Source organism: Pseudomonas sp. CFII64, assembly GCF_000416235.1.
Lineage (GTDB): Bacteria > Pseudomonadota > Gammaproteobacteria > Pseudomonadales > Pseudomonadaceae > Aquipseudomonas.
On the sequence record NZ_ATLO01000004.1, the window covers coordinates 279923 to 294989 of the forward strand.

19 protein-coding genes are annotated in these 15067 nt (G+C 61.7%); 1 reads left to right on the top strand and 18 read right to left on the bottom strand.

What is annotated here, in order from left to right; translation table 11 throughout:
- The 15 genes from CFII64_RS02090 to arsC form a co-directional block, all read right to left on the bottom strand.
- A complete protein-coding gene (locus tag CFII64_RS02090) occupies positions 1 to 723 on the bottom strand; it encodes an amino acid ABC transporter ATP-binding protein (RefSeq protein WP_020289096.1) in 723 nt (240 codons plus the stop codon).
- Positions 716 to 1366, bottom strand: a complete 651-nt coding sequence (locus tag CFII64_RS02095) for an amino acid ABC transporter permease (RefSeq protein ID WP_020289097.1) — start codon at positions 1364 to 1366, stop codon at positions 716 to 718. Before CFII64_RS02095 ends, CFII64_RS02090 begins: the two co-directional genes overlap by 8 nt.
- A gap of 24 nt (positions 1367 to 1390) precedes the next feature.
- Positions 1391 to 2056, bottom strand: a complete 666-nt coding sequence (locus CFII64_RS02100; RefSeq protein ID WP_020289098.1) for an amino acid ABC transporter permease — start codon at positions 2054 to 2056, stop codon at positions 1391 to 1393.
- Positions 2049 to 3821 carry an aconitase X gene (locus tag CFII64_RS02105; RefSeq protein ID WP_020289099.1) on the bottom strand — a complete coding sequence of 591 codons (1773 nt, stop codon included), beginning with the start codon at positions 3819 to 3821 and terminating at the stop codon, positions 2049 to 2051. Before CFII64_RS02105 ends, CFII64_RS02100 begins: the two co-directional genes overlap by 8 nt.
- A 223-nt stretch (positions 3822 to 4044) precedes the next feature.
- Positions 4045 to 4857 (bottom strand): transporter substrate-binding domain-containing protein, encoded by an 813-nt coding sequence (locus CFII64_RS02110; protein ID WP_020289100.1) that lies wholly within the window; start codon positions 4855 to 4857, stop codon positions 4045 to 4047.
- A 217-nt stretch (positions 4858 to 5074) separates the two neighbouring features.
- Positions 5075 to 5824, bottom strand: a complete 750-nt coding sequence (locus tag CFII64_RS02115) for an AraC family transcriptional regulator (protein ID WP_020289101.1) — start codon at positions 5822 to 5824, stop codon at positions 5075 to 5077.
- 150 nt (positions 5825 to 5974) lie between these two features.
- Positions 5975 to 7216, bottom strand: coding sequence for an FAD/NAD(P)-binding oxidoreductase (locus CFII64_RS02120; RefSeq protein WP_020289102.1), 1242 nt, complete (start codon positions 7214 to 7216; stop codon positions 5975 to 5977).
- On the bottom strand, positions 7213 to 7449 hold the full coding sequence (locus CFII64_RS02125) for a (2Fe-2S)-binding protein (RefSeq protein ID WP_020289103.1): 237 nt from the start codon (positions 7447 to 7449) through the stop codon (positions 7213 to 7215). Before CFII64_RS02125 ends, CFII64_RS02120 begins: the two co-directional genes overlap by 4 nt.
- Positions 7442 to 8563 carry an FAD-binding oxidoreductase gene (locus CFII64_RS02130; RefSeq protein WP_020289104.1) on the bottom strand — a complete coding sequence of 374 codons (1122 nt, stop codon included), beginning with the start codon at positions 8561 to 8563 and terminating at the stop codon, positions 7442 to 7444. The genes CFII64_RS02125 and CFII64_RS02130 overlap by 8 nt, the downstream gene beginning before the upstream one ends.
- Entirely contained in the window at positions 8560 to 9492 is a 933-nt protein-coding gene (locus CFII64_RS02135) for a 4-hydroxyproline epimerase (protein WP_020289105.1), read from the bottom strand. Before CFII64_RS02135 ends, CFII64_RS02130 begins: the two co-directional genes overlap by 4 nt.
- Positions 9493 to 9590: 98 nt before the next feature.
- Entirely contained in the window at positions 9591 to 10262 is a 672-nt protein-coding gene (locus CFII64_RS02140; RefSeq protein ID WP_044901115.1) for a GntR family transcriptional regulator, read from the bottom strand.
- 100 nt (positions 10263 to 10362) lie between these two features.
- Positions 10363 to 11034, bottom strand: a complete 672-nt coding sequence (locus CFII64_RS02145) for a DNA-3-methyladenine glycosylase I (RefSeq protein ID WP_020289107.1) — start codon at positions 11032 to 11034, stop codon at positions 10363 to 10365.
- Positions 11035 to 11065: 31 nt separating this feature from the next.
- Entirely contained in the window at positions 11066 to 11482 is a 417-nt protein-coding gene (locus CFII64_RS02150; RefSeq protein WP_020289108.1) for a DUF2069 domain-containing protein, read from the bottom strand.
- On the bottom strand, positions 11475 to 12080 hold the full coding sequence (wrbA, locus tag CFII64_RS02155; protein WP_020289109.1) for an NAD(P)H:quinone oxidoreductase: 606 nt from the start codon (positions 12078 to 12080) through the stop codon (positions 11475 to 11477). The genes CFII64_RS02150 and wrbA overlap by 8 nt, the downstream gene beginning before the upstream one ends.
- Entirely contained in the window at positions 12077 to 12430 is a 354-nt protein-coding gene (gene arsC / locus CFII64_RS02160; protein WP_020289110.1) for an arsenate reductase (glutaredoxin), read from the bottom strand. Before arsC ends, wrbA begins: the two co-directional genes overlap by 4 nt.
- 118 nt (positions 12431 to 12548) lie before the next feature.
- On the opposite strand from arsC, the gene CFII64_RS02165 reads away from it, so the two are divergent.
- The gene (locus CFII64_RS02165) at positions 12549 to 13016 is read left to right on the top strand and encodes a TlpA disulfide reductase family protein (protein ID WP_044901116.1); all 468 of its coding nucleotides are present in this window, start codon (positions 12549 to 12551) and stop codon (positions 13014 to 13016) included.
- Between the two features lie 138 nt (positions 13017 to 13154).
- Here CFII64_RS02165 and CFII64_RS02170 read toward each other — a convergent pair whose 3' ends face one another.
- The 3 genes from CFII64_RS02170 to CFII64_RS02180 are packed head-to-tail and all read right to left on the bottom strand — an operon-like array spanning position 13155 to position 15037.
- Positions 13155 to 13559: an META domain-containing protein gene (locus tag CFII64_RS02170; RefSeq protein ID WP_020289112.1), complete on the bottom strand. Its 405-nt coding sequence runs from the start codon at positions 13557 to 13559 to the stop codon at positions 13155 to 13157.
- Positions 13556 to 13993: a hypothetical protein gene (locus CFII64_RS02175; RefSeq protein ID WP_020289113.1), complete on the bottom strand. Its 438-nt coding sequence runs from the start codon at positions 13991 to 13993 to the stop codon at positions 13556 to 13558. Before CFII64_RS02175 ends, CFII64_RS02170 begins: the two co-directional genes overlap by 4 nt.
- A gap of 54 nt (positions 13994 to 14047) precedes the next feature.
- A complete protein-coding gene (locus CFII64_RS02180) occupies positions 14048 to 15037 on the bottom strand; it encodes a 2-hydroxyacid dehydrogenase (protein ID WP_020289114.1) in 990 nt (329 codons plus the stop codon).
- Positions 15038 to 15067 lie beyond the last annotated feature (30 nt).

Genomic DNA, 15067 nt, shown 5'->3' on the forward strand with positions numbered 1-15067 from the left:
TTAGTTGATGGACTTGAGGAAATCAGCGGTTTCCGGCCGCTGCGGGTTGCCGATGACCTGATCCGGGGTGCCGATTTCATGCACCAGGCCGTTGCGGAAAAACGCCACGCGGTCCGATACGTCACGGGCAAAGCGGATTTCGTGGGTCACCAGAATCATGGTCATGCCGTCCTCGGCGAGCATGCGCATGGTGTCCAGTACTTCGCCGACCAGTTGCGGGTCGAGGGCCGAAGTGGCTTCGTCGAACAGCATGTAATCCGGCGACATCGCCAGGGCGCGGGCAATTGCCATGCGCTGTTGCTGGCCACCGGACAGCTTGCCGGGGAACACTTTGAGCTTGTCGGCCAGGCCCACGTGGGTGAGTTGTCGGACTGCCAGTTCCTCGGCTTCGGCCTTGCTTTTGCCGAGCACGGTGCGCGGCGCCAGCATCACGTTTTCCAGCACGGTGAGGTGCGGGAACGCGTTCCATTGCTGAAAGACGATGCCGATTTTCTGCCGCAACTTATTGATGTCGGTGCCTTTGGCGTGGACCTCGGTGCCGTCCACGCGAATGCTGCCGCTCTTGATCGATTCCAGGCCATTGATGCACATCAGCAGGGTGGATTTGCCCGAGCCCGAGCCGCCGATGATCGACACCACCTCGCCTTTGTTGACGGTCAGACTCACGCCCTTGATGACTTCAAGTTCGCCGAACGATTTGTGTACGTTGTCGATCTCAATCATTTTCCTGCCACCTTGCTTCCAGTCGGGCGCCGAGGCGGGCAACCACCAGGCTCATGACGTAATAAATCGCGCCGGCAATGCACAACACCAGCAGCGGTTCCTGAATTCGGGTAACGATGGTTTGCGAGGCGCGCAGCAACTCGACAATGCCGATCCACATCACCAGCGACGTGTCCTTCATGACGCCCAGCAGCAGGTTGACCCAGCCGGGAAACGCCACGCGTGTCGCCATGGGCAGCACGATCTGGCGCAAATCCTGCCAGTAGGTCAGCCCCAATGAGCGGCTGGCGCGGCGCACACTCAGCGGCACCGACAACACGCCGCTGCGCACGACCTCGGTGCAATACGCCGTGACATACAGGCCGAGCACCACGCAGGCCACGGCAAAGGCCGACCAGTTCAGGCCAACGATGCTTTTCAGGGCGTTGAACAACACGAACTGAATCAGCAACGGCACGCTGCGAAATACGTCCAGCAGCCACGCCAGCGGGATCGTCGAACGAGGCAGCAGGGCGCGCAGGAAGCCGCAGATCACCCCGGCGAGGGTGCCGATGGCCATCGAAGCGAGGGTCAGCAGGATCGTCACTTTCGCGCCGTCCAGCAGGAACAACATGTCATTCCAGGTAAAGCTGCTATTGAACATGCCTATGCCCCATTAATACCGCTCTCAATACCGGAACAGACGCCACGACAGCAGGCGTGCAATGAACACGATGGCCTTCGCGAGCAGGTAATAAAGCACCGCCGCAATGGCAAAAAATTCGAAGGTGCGGAAGGTCATCACGTTGTAATTCTGGGTGACGCCGGTCAGGTCGTCGTTGAGCCCGACGATCACGCCCATCGAGGTCATCAGCACCGCCCAGACCATTTGGTTGGTCAGCGGATAGAACACGATGCGCAGCAATTGCGGGATGACGATCAAGCGATAGGCTTGCGGCGCGCTCATGCCGAGGGAGCGGGCAGCACGCAATTGGGTGTCAGGCACCGCCTTGAGCCCGCCGCGAAAATTCTCGGCCAGGTAACCGGCGTTGTTGATGGTGATCCCCGCCAGCAACGCCGCCCAGGAACTGATATGCAGCCCGAACGAGCCGAGGCCGAAATACAGGATGTACACCTGAAACAGCGACGGCGTGTTGCGCGCGATGGAAATCCAGGTGGCGGAAAAGCCCCGCAGAAATGGATTCTTGCCCTGGCGCATGAAGGTCAGGCACAAGGCGATCAATACGCCGAGAATCATCGACAGGGCAGCGGTTTCGAAGGTGACCCACGCACCGCCGAGCATGTCCGGCAAGGCCTTGAACGCGGCGCGCCAGTGAAAATTGTAATCAAACATAAGCAAGCTCCGCTGGCGCTTCCGGATGGCTGAGCCAGGCCGGCAAGTGACCGCTGGCCACGCCGCTGCACGCCGTCGCGACGCATTCGGCGAGGCTGGCGAAATGCACTTTGCGGCCCACCAGGCCCGGCGCGTAATGCGCGTATTTGCCGGAGTTGGTCATCAAGGTCCGCGCCGCGACCGGCACCACCGGTTCGCCAAGCATGCACCAGCAGGTATCGGTGACGAACTGCGCGCCGAAGGTTTCGAGCGCGGCGATATCACCCGCACGCCGGGCCTTTTCCAGCACGTCGCGGCCACAGGTGATCACCATTGGCACGTCCGGATGGCGCTTTTTGCCCCGGCAAAGTCTGGCCAGCGCGGCAAATTCACTGGCTGAAAAATGCGGATTGCCCAACGAAATCAAGTCGACCTGCGGCTCCGGCGCGCTGTCCAGTTCGCGCCAGCTGCTCAACAGTTGCGCATGGGTGATGTGCAACGTCTGCGTCGGCGCATGCCCGCCAAACGCCAGTTCGGCAGTGCTGGCTTCTGGCGTCACGCCGGCAATGTGAAACATCGGCGCGGCGGAAGTGGTAGCGAACGCCGCGCCGAAGGCCTTCAAATCATCCAGACTCGGCCGCGTCTGTTCCAGGCCGCACACCAGCGGAATTTCGCTGCGGCTCAACAGCCCGACGTGATAGCCCAGCAGCGGGTAGAAGCTGTCGTCCAGATCAGTCAGCGGCGGCAGCTCGATGCGTACCCGCGCATGGCGTTGCTCGGCCAGATGGCAGCCGGTCAACGGCGCGCGGCCAGTGAGGGCGATGCAGATATCGAGGTAATCCGGATATTTCAGGGTGTAGGCGCCGATCACGCTGTTGGCGTAGACCACCGCGTTGGATTCGGCCCAGACGATTTGTTCGCCAGCCTTGGGCGCGCTGTCGAGCAGGTACGGCGCGCAAGTAAAACTTAGCGTGGCGCCCATGTTCAGGTAAGCATCGCCCAGCTGACTGGCCGGTTCGCCGAGCGCGCTGTCAATGCCCAGTTCCCGCCAGCGGCGCTTGTCGACAGAGATGGAATTCAGGGTGGTTGGTACGCGCACGTTGGCGCCCCATTGCACCAGTTGTTGCGCAAAACGCAGGCTCGCCGGACCGGTATAAATACAGCCGTCGATATGTGCCTGAGTAATGTCCAGCAGTTCGCGGGCGCCTTGCAATTCGGCCATGCGCACGATGATGCCCATCGCCACCTGCGCCGCCTTGCCATGCCTGCCGTCGAGAAAATGCTGGTCGGTTTCGCTCAGCTTCAGGTCAGGCTGCCACGGTATTTCGGCAGGTATTTTGGTTGATTCAAGCGCCACCGCTGGCTGCTCGATAAAGCCGCTTAGCCGGTCCGCTTCCACCTGGACCCAGGCCAGTTCGCGCAGTGCAGCGAAGCCTTCGCGCCCCACGCTGATGACCGGGATTGAGCGTTCGAACATTTGCTCGGCAATCACCACGCCCAGGGTCAGGATGTCGTCGACCTGCTCGAACACCAAGGCGGCCGGCGCATGGCCGTTGAGGATCAGCTCCAGTAATACGCTGCTGCCGGTGCAGGAACCTCGGCCGCTGGGGATCGCCAGAATACGGCCGCTGATGATCTGCCCGCTCAGCGGGTGATGGCGGTCGATGACCTCACCGCTGAACGGATCGACACCGCCCCAGAAACTCAAGCCGACCTCGGCCCAAAGCAACTTGCCCCGGGCTGAGCCGCTGACCAGACAGCGGGCGTTGAGTGAAACATCCGGCATGGGTTGGCTCCTGAAAAATACGGTTTCTGTTGGAGCGAGCGGGCGGCGTTCCGACTTGCCCGCGAATCGGCTGTAGGAGCGATCGTAGGAGCGACTTTAGTCGCGAGGCCGTCAATCGCCCTCCCGGCTAAAGCCAGTCCTTCGGCTGTAGGAGCGATCGTAGGAGCGACTTTAGTCGCGAGGCCGTCAATCGCCCTCCCGGCTAAAGCCAGTCCTACGGCAATCAGCGATAAACCCCTGGCACCGTCAAATCAACCGGCTTGCCGCCGACCCACTTTTCGTACAGTTCAGCGTAGCGCCCGGTGCGCACTTGTTGGTTGACGAACAGGTTCAGGTAGTTGATCAGGCCGTATTCATTACGCTTGGCGGCCAGGGCCACGTAGTCGATGACATAAGGCGCGTTGCCCGCGACTTTGAGGCCTTTGTATTTGCCGGACTTGATGGTCGCGGCCGCCACGGTGTTGGTCACGACCGACGCATCGATATGGCCCTGGGCGACGGCGAGGATCGTGTCGTTCTGGGTCTGGTAGGCGCGGAAGCTGCCGCTGCCCCATTTCTTCTGGTCTTTTTCCAGAGCGATGGCTTCAAAGGTGCCGCTGGTATTGCCGACCGGCTTGCCCTTGAGGTCTTCGTAGCTGTTGATCGAGGTGTTGTCCCGCGTCAACACCACCATGGAAAACGCGAAGTAGGGAACGCTCATCGCCACGGTCTTGGCCCGCTCCAGGGTGTCGGAAGTCGAGGCCACGATAATGTCGGCGCGGCCCGAGACCAGCGCCGGAATACGATCCGGGAAAGGCGTCTCGACAATCTCGGCGGTCACACCCAACACCTTCGCCAGGTCGTTGCAGTAATCGACATCAAAACCGACCGGCACATTCTTCTCATCCCGCGAGCCCATGGGCGGGAAGTCCAGCGTCACGGCACAGCGCAGCTTGCCGGAATCGATGATGTCATCGAGTTTGTCGGCCTGGGCGGTACTGATCAGGGAAACACTCATTGCGGCAAGGAGGGCTGCAGCGACAGCTGGGTTTTTCATAGACGCCTCGTGGTGTGAGTGAAGAAATCAGGATAAGTAATTTCGTATACGATATTTGATATGCACAGGTTGTGCCTGTTTTGCTGGATTGGCTATAAGCAACGGCCTCAGCGGTTTGCCGGGAATTGCCGCGTCAATTCAGCAGGACAAGGCTGTTACATAAGGGAGCAAACAGTGGGCGGGGTGCTTCATTGGTGCACATGTGGCGGGCGTCTTCCTACGCCAAGTGCGACTCGCGATATTGGCTCGGGGAGAATCCGGTCAGGGCGCGGAACTGGCGGCTGAACGCGCTGTGATCGGTGTAACCGCAGCGCAGGGCAATTTCGGTGATGGACATGTCCTGTAGCAACAGCCGCGAAGCCTCACCCAGACGCGCTTTGTGAATCATCTGCCGGGGCGTGAGCTGGAAAATGCGTTTGCATTGCCGTTCCAGTTGCGCGATGGACAGGCCAGCGATGGTCGTCAGCTCGGCAAGGGTGATAGGCCGGGCGAAATGCTCACGAATATAAGCATCGACCGCGACCAGCTTGGGATAGGCCGGATGTGTCGATTGCGGCAGTTGCAAGTCACGGGATGTGCCCGCCAGGCCGATGATTGCTCCGGCCTGATTTCTCAACGCCAGTTTGTGGGTCAGGCACCAGACCGGCTGGTTGCCGTAATACAGATGCAGTTCCAGTTGATCGGTCAGCTGCCTGCCATCGGCCAGCACCCGCCGGTCCTGCTCGGTGTATTGCGGGCCGAAGCGCGCCGGGAACACCTCTTCGGCAGTGCGCCCGACCAGATCACGCTTGTGCTTGAAGCCCAGACGAAACGCCAGTGTGTGATTGACCAGCGCATACCGCGCCTGAGTGTCCTTGATGAAAAACACCACCCCCGGAATCGCATCCAGCAACGGCGCCACCAGCTCAAGACTGGCGAGCAGGTGTTCAAGATCGCGCGGCGCGGGGGTTTGGGTCAGGTCGAGCATTGCGGGTGTCCCCTGTAGATACCGTCTTGATCCTCATCACACAACCCGTAGGACCGGCTTTAGCCGGGAGGAGGCCGGTACATTCGCAGCAGTTGCGTCGTCAGACCTTCCGCCCTCCCGGCTGACGCCGGTCCTACAGTGCCCCGTATTTCAATCAAGTTCCATCAACGTCTCCACCCGCGCCGGGCTGAACGGCGGGCGGGTTGCTGGCGGTTCCCAGCCGAACAGGGTTTGCGTGGCGGTGGAGCAGATGCGGCCCTGACACGCGCCCATGCCGCAGCGGGTGGCGAGTTTGGCGTGTTTCCAGTCGGAATGTTGTGCCAGCTCGGCGTAGGAAACGTCCTCACAGCGGCACACCAGGGTCTGCGGCTCAGCGAGGTTTTTGATTGCGGGAGCAAGGGCAAACCGGCGTCGCAATGCATCGGCAAAACCCTGCCAACGCTGGCGTTGCGGCCACAGCGCTTGCGCTTGCTGCTGCCAACCCATGGCCGCCAAACCGGCAATGCGACCCTCAACCAGTGCCAGTTCACTGCCACCAAAACCGGTGCATTCCCCGGCTGCGTAATGATCCTCCAGACTGGTCGCCTGCCATTGATCCACGACGATGGCACGTTCAGCCACCTGGCAGCCCAAGGCTTGACCCAATTCGACGTTCGGTACTAAACCGAAGCCGCAGGCCAGACGCTCACAGGGGATTTCTTCGATACGTTTGCCGCTCTGGATGCGCACGCCTTCCAGATGATGGGTGCCCAGTGCGGCGATCACGTGGCTGCCCGCGCGATAGTGCCCGTCAAACAGCCCGAACGCCTGCCAGGCCTTGTTCGGCCATCGCCAGAGACTCGCTGCGAACCCGGCCAGCGCAGTCAGCGAAGCCTGCTCGGCAATGCGGATTACCTGCGCACCCTTGACCTTGGCGGTCGCCGCGCTCGCCAGTAACAACGGCCCGCTGCCGGCGATCACCACGCGCTGTTCCTTCACCGCCAGGCCGCCTTTGATCAAGGCTTGCAGGCCACCGGCCCCGGTAACGCCCGGCAAGGTCCAGCCGGGAAAGGGCAACAGCAGTTCGCGGGCGCCGGTGCACAGGATCAGTTTTTCGTAGCTGATCAGCCAGCCGCGCTCGGCGTTTTCCACCAGTAACTGCCGAGCACCGCCACGGGCGATGACTTTGCAGGCGCTGTGCAGGCTGATGTTGGCAAAGGCCTGCAACTCATCCCGCATGGATCGGGCCTGGGCGGGAATGTCTGCTTGTGGGCCATCGCGCCAGATTTGTCCGCCGGGCAGCGGGTTGTCGTCGATCAATGCGATGCGCGCGCCGCTGGGCGCTGCGGCCAATGCAGCCGCCAGTCCCGCTGGGCCCGCGCCGATGATCAGTAGATCGACTGATTCGTTCATGGCCGTGTCTCCACATTCATACCGTCGCGGCACAGCGTCTGACACGCCAATCGGCGTTTGCCGTCGATGTCGACTCTGCATTCCTGACAAATCCCCATGCCGCACAACGGCGCACGTCGCTCACCGCTCACCGAGGTGCGACTGCACGCATCGCCGATCTGGTCCAGCGCTGCGGCGACGGTTGTCCCGGGAAGGACCTCAAGCAGGCGGCCATCAATACTCAATTCAGGCATGGGCGGCGGCTCCAATGAAACGTTGCGGCAGATAAGCGTCAATCGGCAGCGGCGCAGGTGTGCGCAATAGTTGTGCGGCCAGCAGCCGCGCAGTGCCGGGCGCAGTGGTCACGCCCAAGCCTTCATGGCCGACCGCCAGCCACAGGCCGGGCTGGCGCGGATGTTCGCCAATCAGCGGCAGACCGTCCGGCGTCGCGGCGCGAAAGCCGGTCCAGCTGCGAATCGCCGTCATCTGGCCCAGACCCGGCAGGAATTCACCGGCCCGACGCAGCATGCGGCCGAGCATCCAGCCTTCGACCTCGGCGTCCTGATTATCGAATTGCCGGGAGGAGCCGACGAACAGCTGACCGGTGGGCCGCTGCTGCACGTTGAACGCCACGGAAGGGCCGGTCGCGTTATGAGCGCTGGTGACATACCCCAGTTCCACCAGCGTGTGGCGGATCTGGATCGGATAGCGATCAGTAATCAGCAAGTGACCTTTTTTGCCGTGCAGCGGCAGCTCCGGGCATAACTCGCTGGCGTAGATGCCGTTGGCGAGCACCACCGCTGTAGCACTCAGCCATTGGCCGTCGGCAAGGCGCAGCCGATTGCCTTGCACCTCGGTGACTTGCGCCGTGCGTTGGCGGATACGCGGCCCATGCCGTTGCAGCAGCCAGCGCGCGGCATTCGGCGCGTAGAGAATCCCGTCGCCACTGACTTGCAAGGCGCCCTGCAGGCCGCTGCGCAACGCCGGTTCCGCGTCGGCAACGGCGTGTGCGCCGAGCAGCTCGCAGTCCATGCCGTAATCCTGCAAGGTCTGCTGTTTGGCGCGGGCAGCGTCCATTTCTTCTTCGTTGCAGGCCAGCCACAGCGTGCCATTGGTGCGCATGGCGCAATCTTCCGGCAACTGCGGGGCGAGTTCGCGCCAGGCACGCACCGAATATTCGCTGAGGGCCAGTTCGTCGCGATTGTCGTCCAGCACCACCAGATGGCCCATGCCGGCTGCAGTCGCGGCAGGTCGATTGCAGTCGAGCACCAGCACGTCAAGGCCCTGCCCAGCGAGTTCATCGGCGCAGGCCGCGCCGATGATTCCGCCGCCAATGATGATTACATCGGCTGCCCGCTCCGCCTTCACGGGCGAATGCCCCAGGCGAACGGATCGTCGTTGTCTATCAATAACGTCGCTTCAGCGCTGATGTGCGCGCGGCCACGAATGGTCGGCACCACGCGCTCGCCTTGCCATTCATAGAAGCCTTCGAACTGGCTGCCGATCACGCTGGCCTGGCGCCAGATCTGCCCCGGCGCGAGTTTGCCATCGGCCGCCAGACACGCCAGTTTGGCGCTGGTGCCGGTGCCGCAGGGCGAGCGGTCATAGGCTTTGCCGGGGCACAGCACGAAGTTGCGGCTGTCGGCGTGGGCGTCGTCGGCGAACAACTCGATGTGATCGATTTCGCCGCCGTCTTCGCCGAGGATGCGCTGGGATTCCAGGGCCTGACGCACCGCCCAGGTATAGGCCGTGAGGGCGTCGAGATTGTCGCTGCTGATGCTCAGACCGTGTTCGGCAATCAGGAAAAACCAGTTGCCGCCCCAGGCGATGTCACCGACGACGCTGCCAATGCCGGGCACTTCAACGCTCACGGCTTGGCGATAGCGATACGACGGCACGTTCTGCACGCTGACCGAACCATCCTCATGCAGCGTGGCTTCGACCGTGCCCACCGGGGTTTCGATGCGATGCACACCCGCGCTGATCCGCCCCAAATGCGCGAGCGACACCACCAGCCCGATGGTGCCGTGGCCGCACATGCCCAGATAGCCGCTGTTGTTGAAGAAAATCACCCCGGCACAGGCCTCGGGATCAACCGGCTCGCAGAGTAGCGCGCCGACCAGCACGTCGCTGCCGCGCGGTTCCAGCACGGTTGCGGCGCGCCAGTCATCGTGTTGTTCAGCCAGAATCTGTCGGCGCTCGGCCATGCTGCCGGTGCCCAGCTCGGGAAAGCCTTCCAGCACCAGTCGCGTGGGTTCGCCGCCGGTGTGAGAGTCGAGGATGCGGATGCGTTTCATCGGGTCACCTGCCGTTGAGAGACGACTACAGAGTGACGCTGACGGTATCGCCGGTCTTGAAGGATTTCACCTGTGCCGATGACGAAATCGGCACAGCCTCACACTTCGCGGATCGACTCGTTGGGCAGGTGCGCGTACAGCTCGCGGCACACGCCGATGATGTGGTGATCGATCAGTTCGGCGGCTTTGTCTACGTCGCGATCAGCACAGGCCTGAAGAATCTCCCGGTGTTCCTGATCGGCGCGCAGCTTGCCTTCGGCAAAGCTCATTTGCAGGCGCAGGTAGCGTTCGACCTTGTCGTGGATCGAGCGAATCAGGTTGAGCAGGAACGGCCGCTCGGCGGCTTCGTACAGGCACGTGTGAAATGCCCAGTTGAGTTCTGCCCAGCGTCCGACGTTGTCGTCGGTCATGAACTCATCGCAGATGGCCAGCGCCCGGTTGATGTGATCCTGGGTCATTTTTGGCACTGCCAGGCGAATCGCCTGCACTTCCAGCAGCACCCGGACTTCGAAAATCTGCGCCAGCTCCGGCTCGGAAATCCGCGTCACCACTGCGCCCTTGTTGCGTTGGAACTGCACCAGCCCTTCGGCTTCCAGGCGTTTCAAGGCTTCGCGCACCGGGATCTTGCTGACGTTGAAGACCTTGGCGATGTCGTCCTGACGAATAGGCTCATCCTCAGCGAAATGCCCGGAAATAATGGCGTCGCGCAGGTGTTTGGCAATCACTTCGGACGCCGAAGGGGCGACACCGAGGTTGGGAGCGTCAGGCAGAAGAAGGGGCACGCAGATGACTCATGTTGGATTGACTGGCGGATATGGTATACGAAGCGCGCGCTGGCGAGCGCTTCTCTACCAAGTCCGGGTGAAAAAATCAGTGGTTGACGGTAAACGCCAGCATCGCCGAAAGCTGGCACAACGGCCGACCGCTTTCGCTGTGCCACTGATTGAACACTTGCTGGACGATGGCTTGATCGCGTTTGCTGGTCGGCACCTTGTCGACGATTTTCTGCGCGTTCAAGGCGGCGACCACGTCCCAGGTGGGGATGAACGTGTCTTTGCCGACCATGCGCAGGAAACGCGGCGTGGAAAGCCCGCCCATCTGGTTGCCATGTTTGGCGATGTATTGCCACAGCCCGGTGATGTCATCCACCGGCCATTGCGCGATGAACTGGCCGAAGCTGCCATGTTCCTGCTCGATGTCGAGAATCAGCTGCGCGTTACGCGGCACGCTCTTGAGCTTGCCCAGGTGGCGAATGATCCGCGCATCCTGCATCAGGCGTTCCAGATGGTCGGCGCCCATCAGAACGACCTTTTCCGGATCGAAGCGGTAGAAGACTTCTTCGAATGCTGGCCATTTCGAATCCACCAGACTGTGCTTCAAACCGGCACGAAACACCCGCAGCGCCATGGTCGACAGGTAGCGGTCGACGCTGATGGCTTGCAGCTGTCTGGCGGTCTTGGGTGTCGGCAGGTGTGCTTCCAGGGCTTTCGCTGAGCCGAAACGGTTCAGGCAATACTCATTCAGCCATTTGTAGTCTTGCATTCATGCTCCAACGCACGGGTCTGGGTAAACCTCAGACCGAACCTTCACCCGCAAGTTTGCGGTTGTATTGAAAACGCCAGCGCACGTACAGCAACGCGCTGGTGAACACCGCCACGCTGGCGAGCATTTCCAGCACGCCGAACACCGAGCGATTGGGATCGTAAGCCGCCAGCGCGCCCTTGATGAAGTACAGATTGACCACGAAGCAGGTCCAGGAATGGCTGCGCGTGTTGCCGACGAGCATGCCGGGGGCGAGCAGCAGCAAGGGCACCAGCTCGATGATCAGGATGACCCAGGGCCGCGCGCCGTGCAGGTCGGCGACGAACAGGTAATACACGCTCAGCAGGGTGATCAAACCCAGAAAGCAAATCAGGCTGATGACCCGGCTGATTCGTACTCTGGGCGCAAGCCATTCCAGCGTCGGCAAGACTTTGGGCTGTTTAGCCACGAGACGGCTCCAGCAACTGTGCGGTTTTCGCCAGGCGTTGGCCCAACGCGCGACACAGTTCGGTTTCGTGCTTGTCCAGCGGACGTTTGCCGTCGGCACCGGCGTGATGGCTGGCGCCGTAAGGCGTGCCGCCGCCGCTGGTTTCTACCAACGCCGACTCGCTGTAAGGCAGACCGGTGATCAACATGCCGTGATGCAGCAGGGGCAGCAACATCGACATCAGCGTGGTTTCCTGACCGCCGTGCAGGCTGGCGGTGGAGGTGAACACGCTGGCGGGTTTGCCGACCAGTGCGCCGGTCAGCCACAGGTTGCTGGTGCCATCGAGGAAATACTTGAGCGGCGCGGCCATGTTGCCAAAGCGCGTCGGGCTGCCCAGCGCCAGGCCGGAGCAGTTTTTCAAATCGTCGAGCGTTGCGTACAACGCGCCGCTTTCCGGGATGCTCGGCGCCACGGCTTCGCATTCGGTGGAAATCGCCGGCACGGTGCGCAGCCGCGCTTCCATGCCGCCGGCTTCGATGCCACGCCCGATCTGCCGCGCCATTTCGCTGGTCGAGCCATTGCGGCTGTAGAACAGCACCAGAATGTAAGGCGCACTCACGGCAGAATCTCCAGGATGTTTTCCGGTGGACGGCCGATTGCCGCCTTGTCGCCGGCGACCAGGATCGGTCGCTCGATCAGTTTTGGATGCGCCGCCATCGCCGCGATCAAATCGTCGTCGCTGAGGCTTTTATCCGCAAGATTGAGGATTTTGTAGTCGTCCTCGCCGGTGCGCAGCAACTGCCGGGCGCCGATGCCCAGCTTGGCCAGCAGCTCACGCAGTTGCGCGGCGTCGGGCGGGGTTTCGAGATACAGCAGGATGGTCGGGCTCAGGCCGCGGGCTTGCAGCAGTTCCAGCGCGCCGCGGGATTTGGAACAGCGCGGGTTGTGATAAAGCGTCAGATCGGTCATTTGCAGGTCGCATCTTGCGTAAGGTGGCGGCTATTCTACCCGTGTGATGGCACCGGCTGAACATGGGGTGGTGATCGGTCGCAGGTTTGGCTCTGATTCGAAGGCAGTGGGGGAAAACATGGCAAGGCGTTTGGCAGCAATAGCGATGATTGTCGGCAGCCTGGTGCTGGGCGGCTGCGGCGCGGATCTGGGCCTGGACCAGAATGGCCAGAAAGTGGCGAGCAATCGCATCGACAAGCATTGGCTGGTCATCAACTACTGGGCCGAATGGTGCGGTCCGTGCCGCACGGAAATCCCGGAACTCAATGCCTTGTCCGAGCAGCTCAAGGACCAACAGGTCAGCGTGCTGGGGGTCAATTTCGACAACCTGCAAGGCGAAGACCTGAAAACGGCCACCAACGCGTTGGGGATCAAGTTCACGGTCCTGGCCCAGGACCCCGCCGAACGCTATGACCTGCCGCCCAGCGAAGCATTGCCGGTGACGTACATCATCGACGACAAAGGCAAAATGCGTGAGCAACTGCTCGGCGAACAAACCTCAGCGGGTATTACCCAGCGGTTGAAGGCGTTGCGTGGGGAAGGGTAGCTCCAACGCCATCCTGTGAGTGTCGTCGTTCCTATCCCGTAGGACCGGCTTCAGCCGGGAGGCGTCGGGTACATTCACAACAGTTGCGTCGTCAGACCTTGCGCCCTCCCGGCTGAAGCCGGTCCTACGATATCTCAATCAGCTCTCTTCCCAGAACCGCAGCGGCTTGCCTTCGGCGGGCCACAGGCGCAGTTGGTCGATGGGTGAGATGTCCCAGCGCTGGACTTTGTCCAATGCCTGCAGGAAACGCTGTTCCTGTTCCATCAAGGCTGGCGGGCAGAGTTTGCGGGTGCTGCCGACCGGGCCGAAGTTGATGCTTTTTTCGTCCAGGGTGTAGGACGCGAACCAATGGTTGCAGCCGCCCGTGCCGTAGGCGCGACCGTCCGCGCCGAGGGTCATGGTCAAATGGCTGCTGTCGATCAGCGGGCGTTCACCGATCCATTCCAGCACATAGCTTTGATCCTGTTTGATGGGCAGCGGCTGAGCCGCACAGCCGACCAGCAACGCGCCGCCAATCAGCCCCAGCAAAGCCAGCTGTTTCATGCGGCTTTCTCCTGACACTTCTTGCAAAAATGCTTTTCGCCAACGGTTTTCCAGCCCAGCTCGGCAATGCGTGCAGCGGCAGCCGGTTTTTGCGCCGAGACACCCTGTTTGGCGTCAACCATGAACTCGAAATCCAGCACGGTGGCGCAACTGTCGCAGTTGACCTTCCACTGATGGATCGCCAGTTCGTCGAACACCGGACCGCTGGCCACGGCAATCCACTGACCGGGCGGGTTGATCAAGTGCCGGACTTTGGCGACAGTCAGGCGCATGTGCAGGGTTTTGCTGCCCTTGATGGTCACCAACAACTGATCGTTGTCATGAATCGAGCCGCCGTTACCGGTGACTTGATAGCGCCCGGGTGCCAGGGTGCGGCACTCGGTCAGGGTGTGTTGCGGGTTGAGCATGCTGTAGCGAAAATCGTGTTCGGCCATGGGGTCCTCCAAATTGCGCGCATCCTAACATGCGTTTGAGGCGCGCTGTCCCTGTTAACCGACCACCAGATTCTGCGCAGCGCCACCGGCCCAGGCGGCGATGTTGTCCAGCGTGGTCTGCGCGATGGCGCCTAGCGCTTCCTGAGTCAGAAACGCCTGATGAGCGGTAATGATCACGTTGGGGAAGGTCAGCAAACGCGCCAGGACATCGTCCTGCAACGGCAGGTCGGAGCGGTCTTCAAAGAACAGCAACGCTTCTTCTTCATAGACGTCGAGCCCCAGATAACCCAGTTGCCCGCTCTTCAGCGACTCGATCAATGCCGGGGTGTCGACCAGCGCGCCGCGTCCGGTATTGATCAGCATCGCCCCGGTTTGCAGGGTCGCCAGCGACGTTTCATTTATAAGGTGCCGAGTCTGCTCGGTCAGCGGGCAATGCAGGCTGATGATCTGCGCCTGGGCCAGCAGGTGCGGCAGGCTCACGTATTCGGCACCCAGCTCCTGGACCTGCGCATTGGGGTACGGATCGTAGGCCAGCAGCTTGCAGCCGAAACCGGCCATGATTTTTGCGAACGTCGCGCCGATCTGCCCGGTGCCGACGACCCCCACCGTCTTGCCGACCAGATCGAATCCGGTCAGCCCGTGCAGGCTGAAATCCCCTTCCCGGGTGCGGTTGTACGCGCGGTGCAGGTGACGATTGAGCGCCAGAATCAACGCGACGGCATGCTCGGCGACGGCGTGGGGCGAGTAAGCTGGCACGCGCACCACGCTGATCCCCAGCTTCTGCGCGGTAGCCAGATCGACGTGGTTGTACCCCGCCGAGCGCAAGGCAATCAGTTTTGTGCCGCCCTCGGCCAGACGCTCCAGCACCGGCGCGCTCAGATCATCGTTGATGAACGCACACACCACCGAATGCTTGTCTGCCAGCGCGGCGGTTTCCAGCGTCAGGCGCGCCGGCTGAAAGTGCAGTTTCAGGTCGGCGGGCAGTTTCGCGGCGAGAAAGCTTTCGCGGTCGTAGGTCTGGCTGCTGAAAATCAGGGTGTGCATGAGGTTGGAGAGTTCCTTGGTTTGTGGGAG

Excerpts from the sequence above, each read along its gene's own strand:
- CFII64_RS02090 (WP_020289096.1), bottom strand. The coding sequence starts at position 723 with ATGATTGAGATCGACAACGTACACAAATCGTTCGGCGAACTTGAAGTC.
- CFII64_RS02095 (WP_020289097.1), bottom strand. The coding sequence starts at position 1,366 with ATGTTCAATAGCAGCTTTACCTGGAATGACATGTTGTTCCTGCTGGAC.
- CFII64_RS02100 (WP_020289098.1), bottom strand. The coding sequence starts at position 2,056 with ATGTTTGATTACAATTTTCACTGGCGCGCCGCGTTCAAGGCCTTGCCG.
- CFII64_RS02105 (WP_020289099.1), bottom strand. The coding sequence starts at position 3,821 with ATGCCGGATGTTTCACTCAACGCCCGCTGTCTGGTCAGCGGCTCAGCC.
- CFII64_RS02110 (WP_020289100.1), bottom strand. The coding sequence starts at position 4,857 with ATGAAAAACCCAGCTGTCGCTGCAGCCCTCCTTGCCGCAATGAGTGTT.
- CFII64_RS02115 (WP_020289101.1), bottom strand. The coding sequence starts at position 5,824 with ATGCTCGACCTGACCCAAACCCCCGCGCCGCGCGATCTTGAACACCTG.
- CFII64_RS02120 (WP_020289102.1), bottom strand. The coding sequence starts at position 7,216 with ATGAACGAATCAGTCGATCTACTGATCATCGGCGCGGGCCCAGCGGGA.
- CFII64_RS02125 (WP_020289103.1), bottom strand. The coding sequence starts at position 7,449 with ATGCCTGAATTGAGTATTGATGGCCGCCTGCTTGAGGTCCTTCCCGGG.
- CFII64_RS02135 (WP_020289105.1), bottom strand. The coding sequence starts at position 9,492 with ATGAAACGCATCCGCATCCTCGACTCTCACACCGGCGGCGAACCCACG.
- CFII64_RS02145 (WP_020289107.1), bottom strand. The coding sequence starts at position 11,034 with ATGCAAGACTACAAATGGCTGAATGAGTATTGCCTGAACCGTTTCGGC.
- arsC (WP_020289110.1), bottom strand. The coding sequence starts at position 12,430 with ATGACCGATCTGACGCTTTATCACAACCCGCGCTGTTCCAAATCCCGC.
- CFII64_RS02165 (WP_044901116.1), top strand. The coding sequence starts at position 12,549 with ATGGCAAGGCGTTTGGCAGCAATAGCGATGATTGTCGGCAGCCTGGTG.
- CFII64_RS02170 (WP_020289112.1), bottom strand. The coding sequence starts at position 13,559 with ATGAAACAGCTGGCTTTGCTGGGGCTGATTGGCGGCGCGTTGCTGGTC.
- CFII64_RS02175 (WP_020289113.1), bottom strand. The coding sequence starts at position 13,993 with ATGGCCGAACACGATTTTCGCTACAGCATGCTCAACCCGCAACACACC.
- CFII64_RS02180 (WP_020289114.1), bottom strand. The coding sequence starts at position 15,037 with ATGCACACCCTGATTTTCAGCAGCCAGACCTACGACCGCGAAAGCTTT.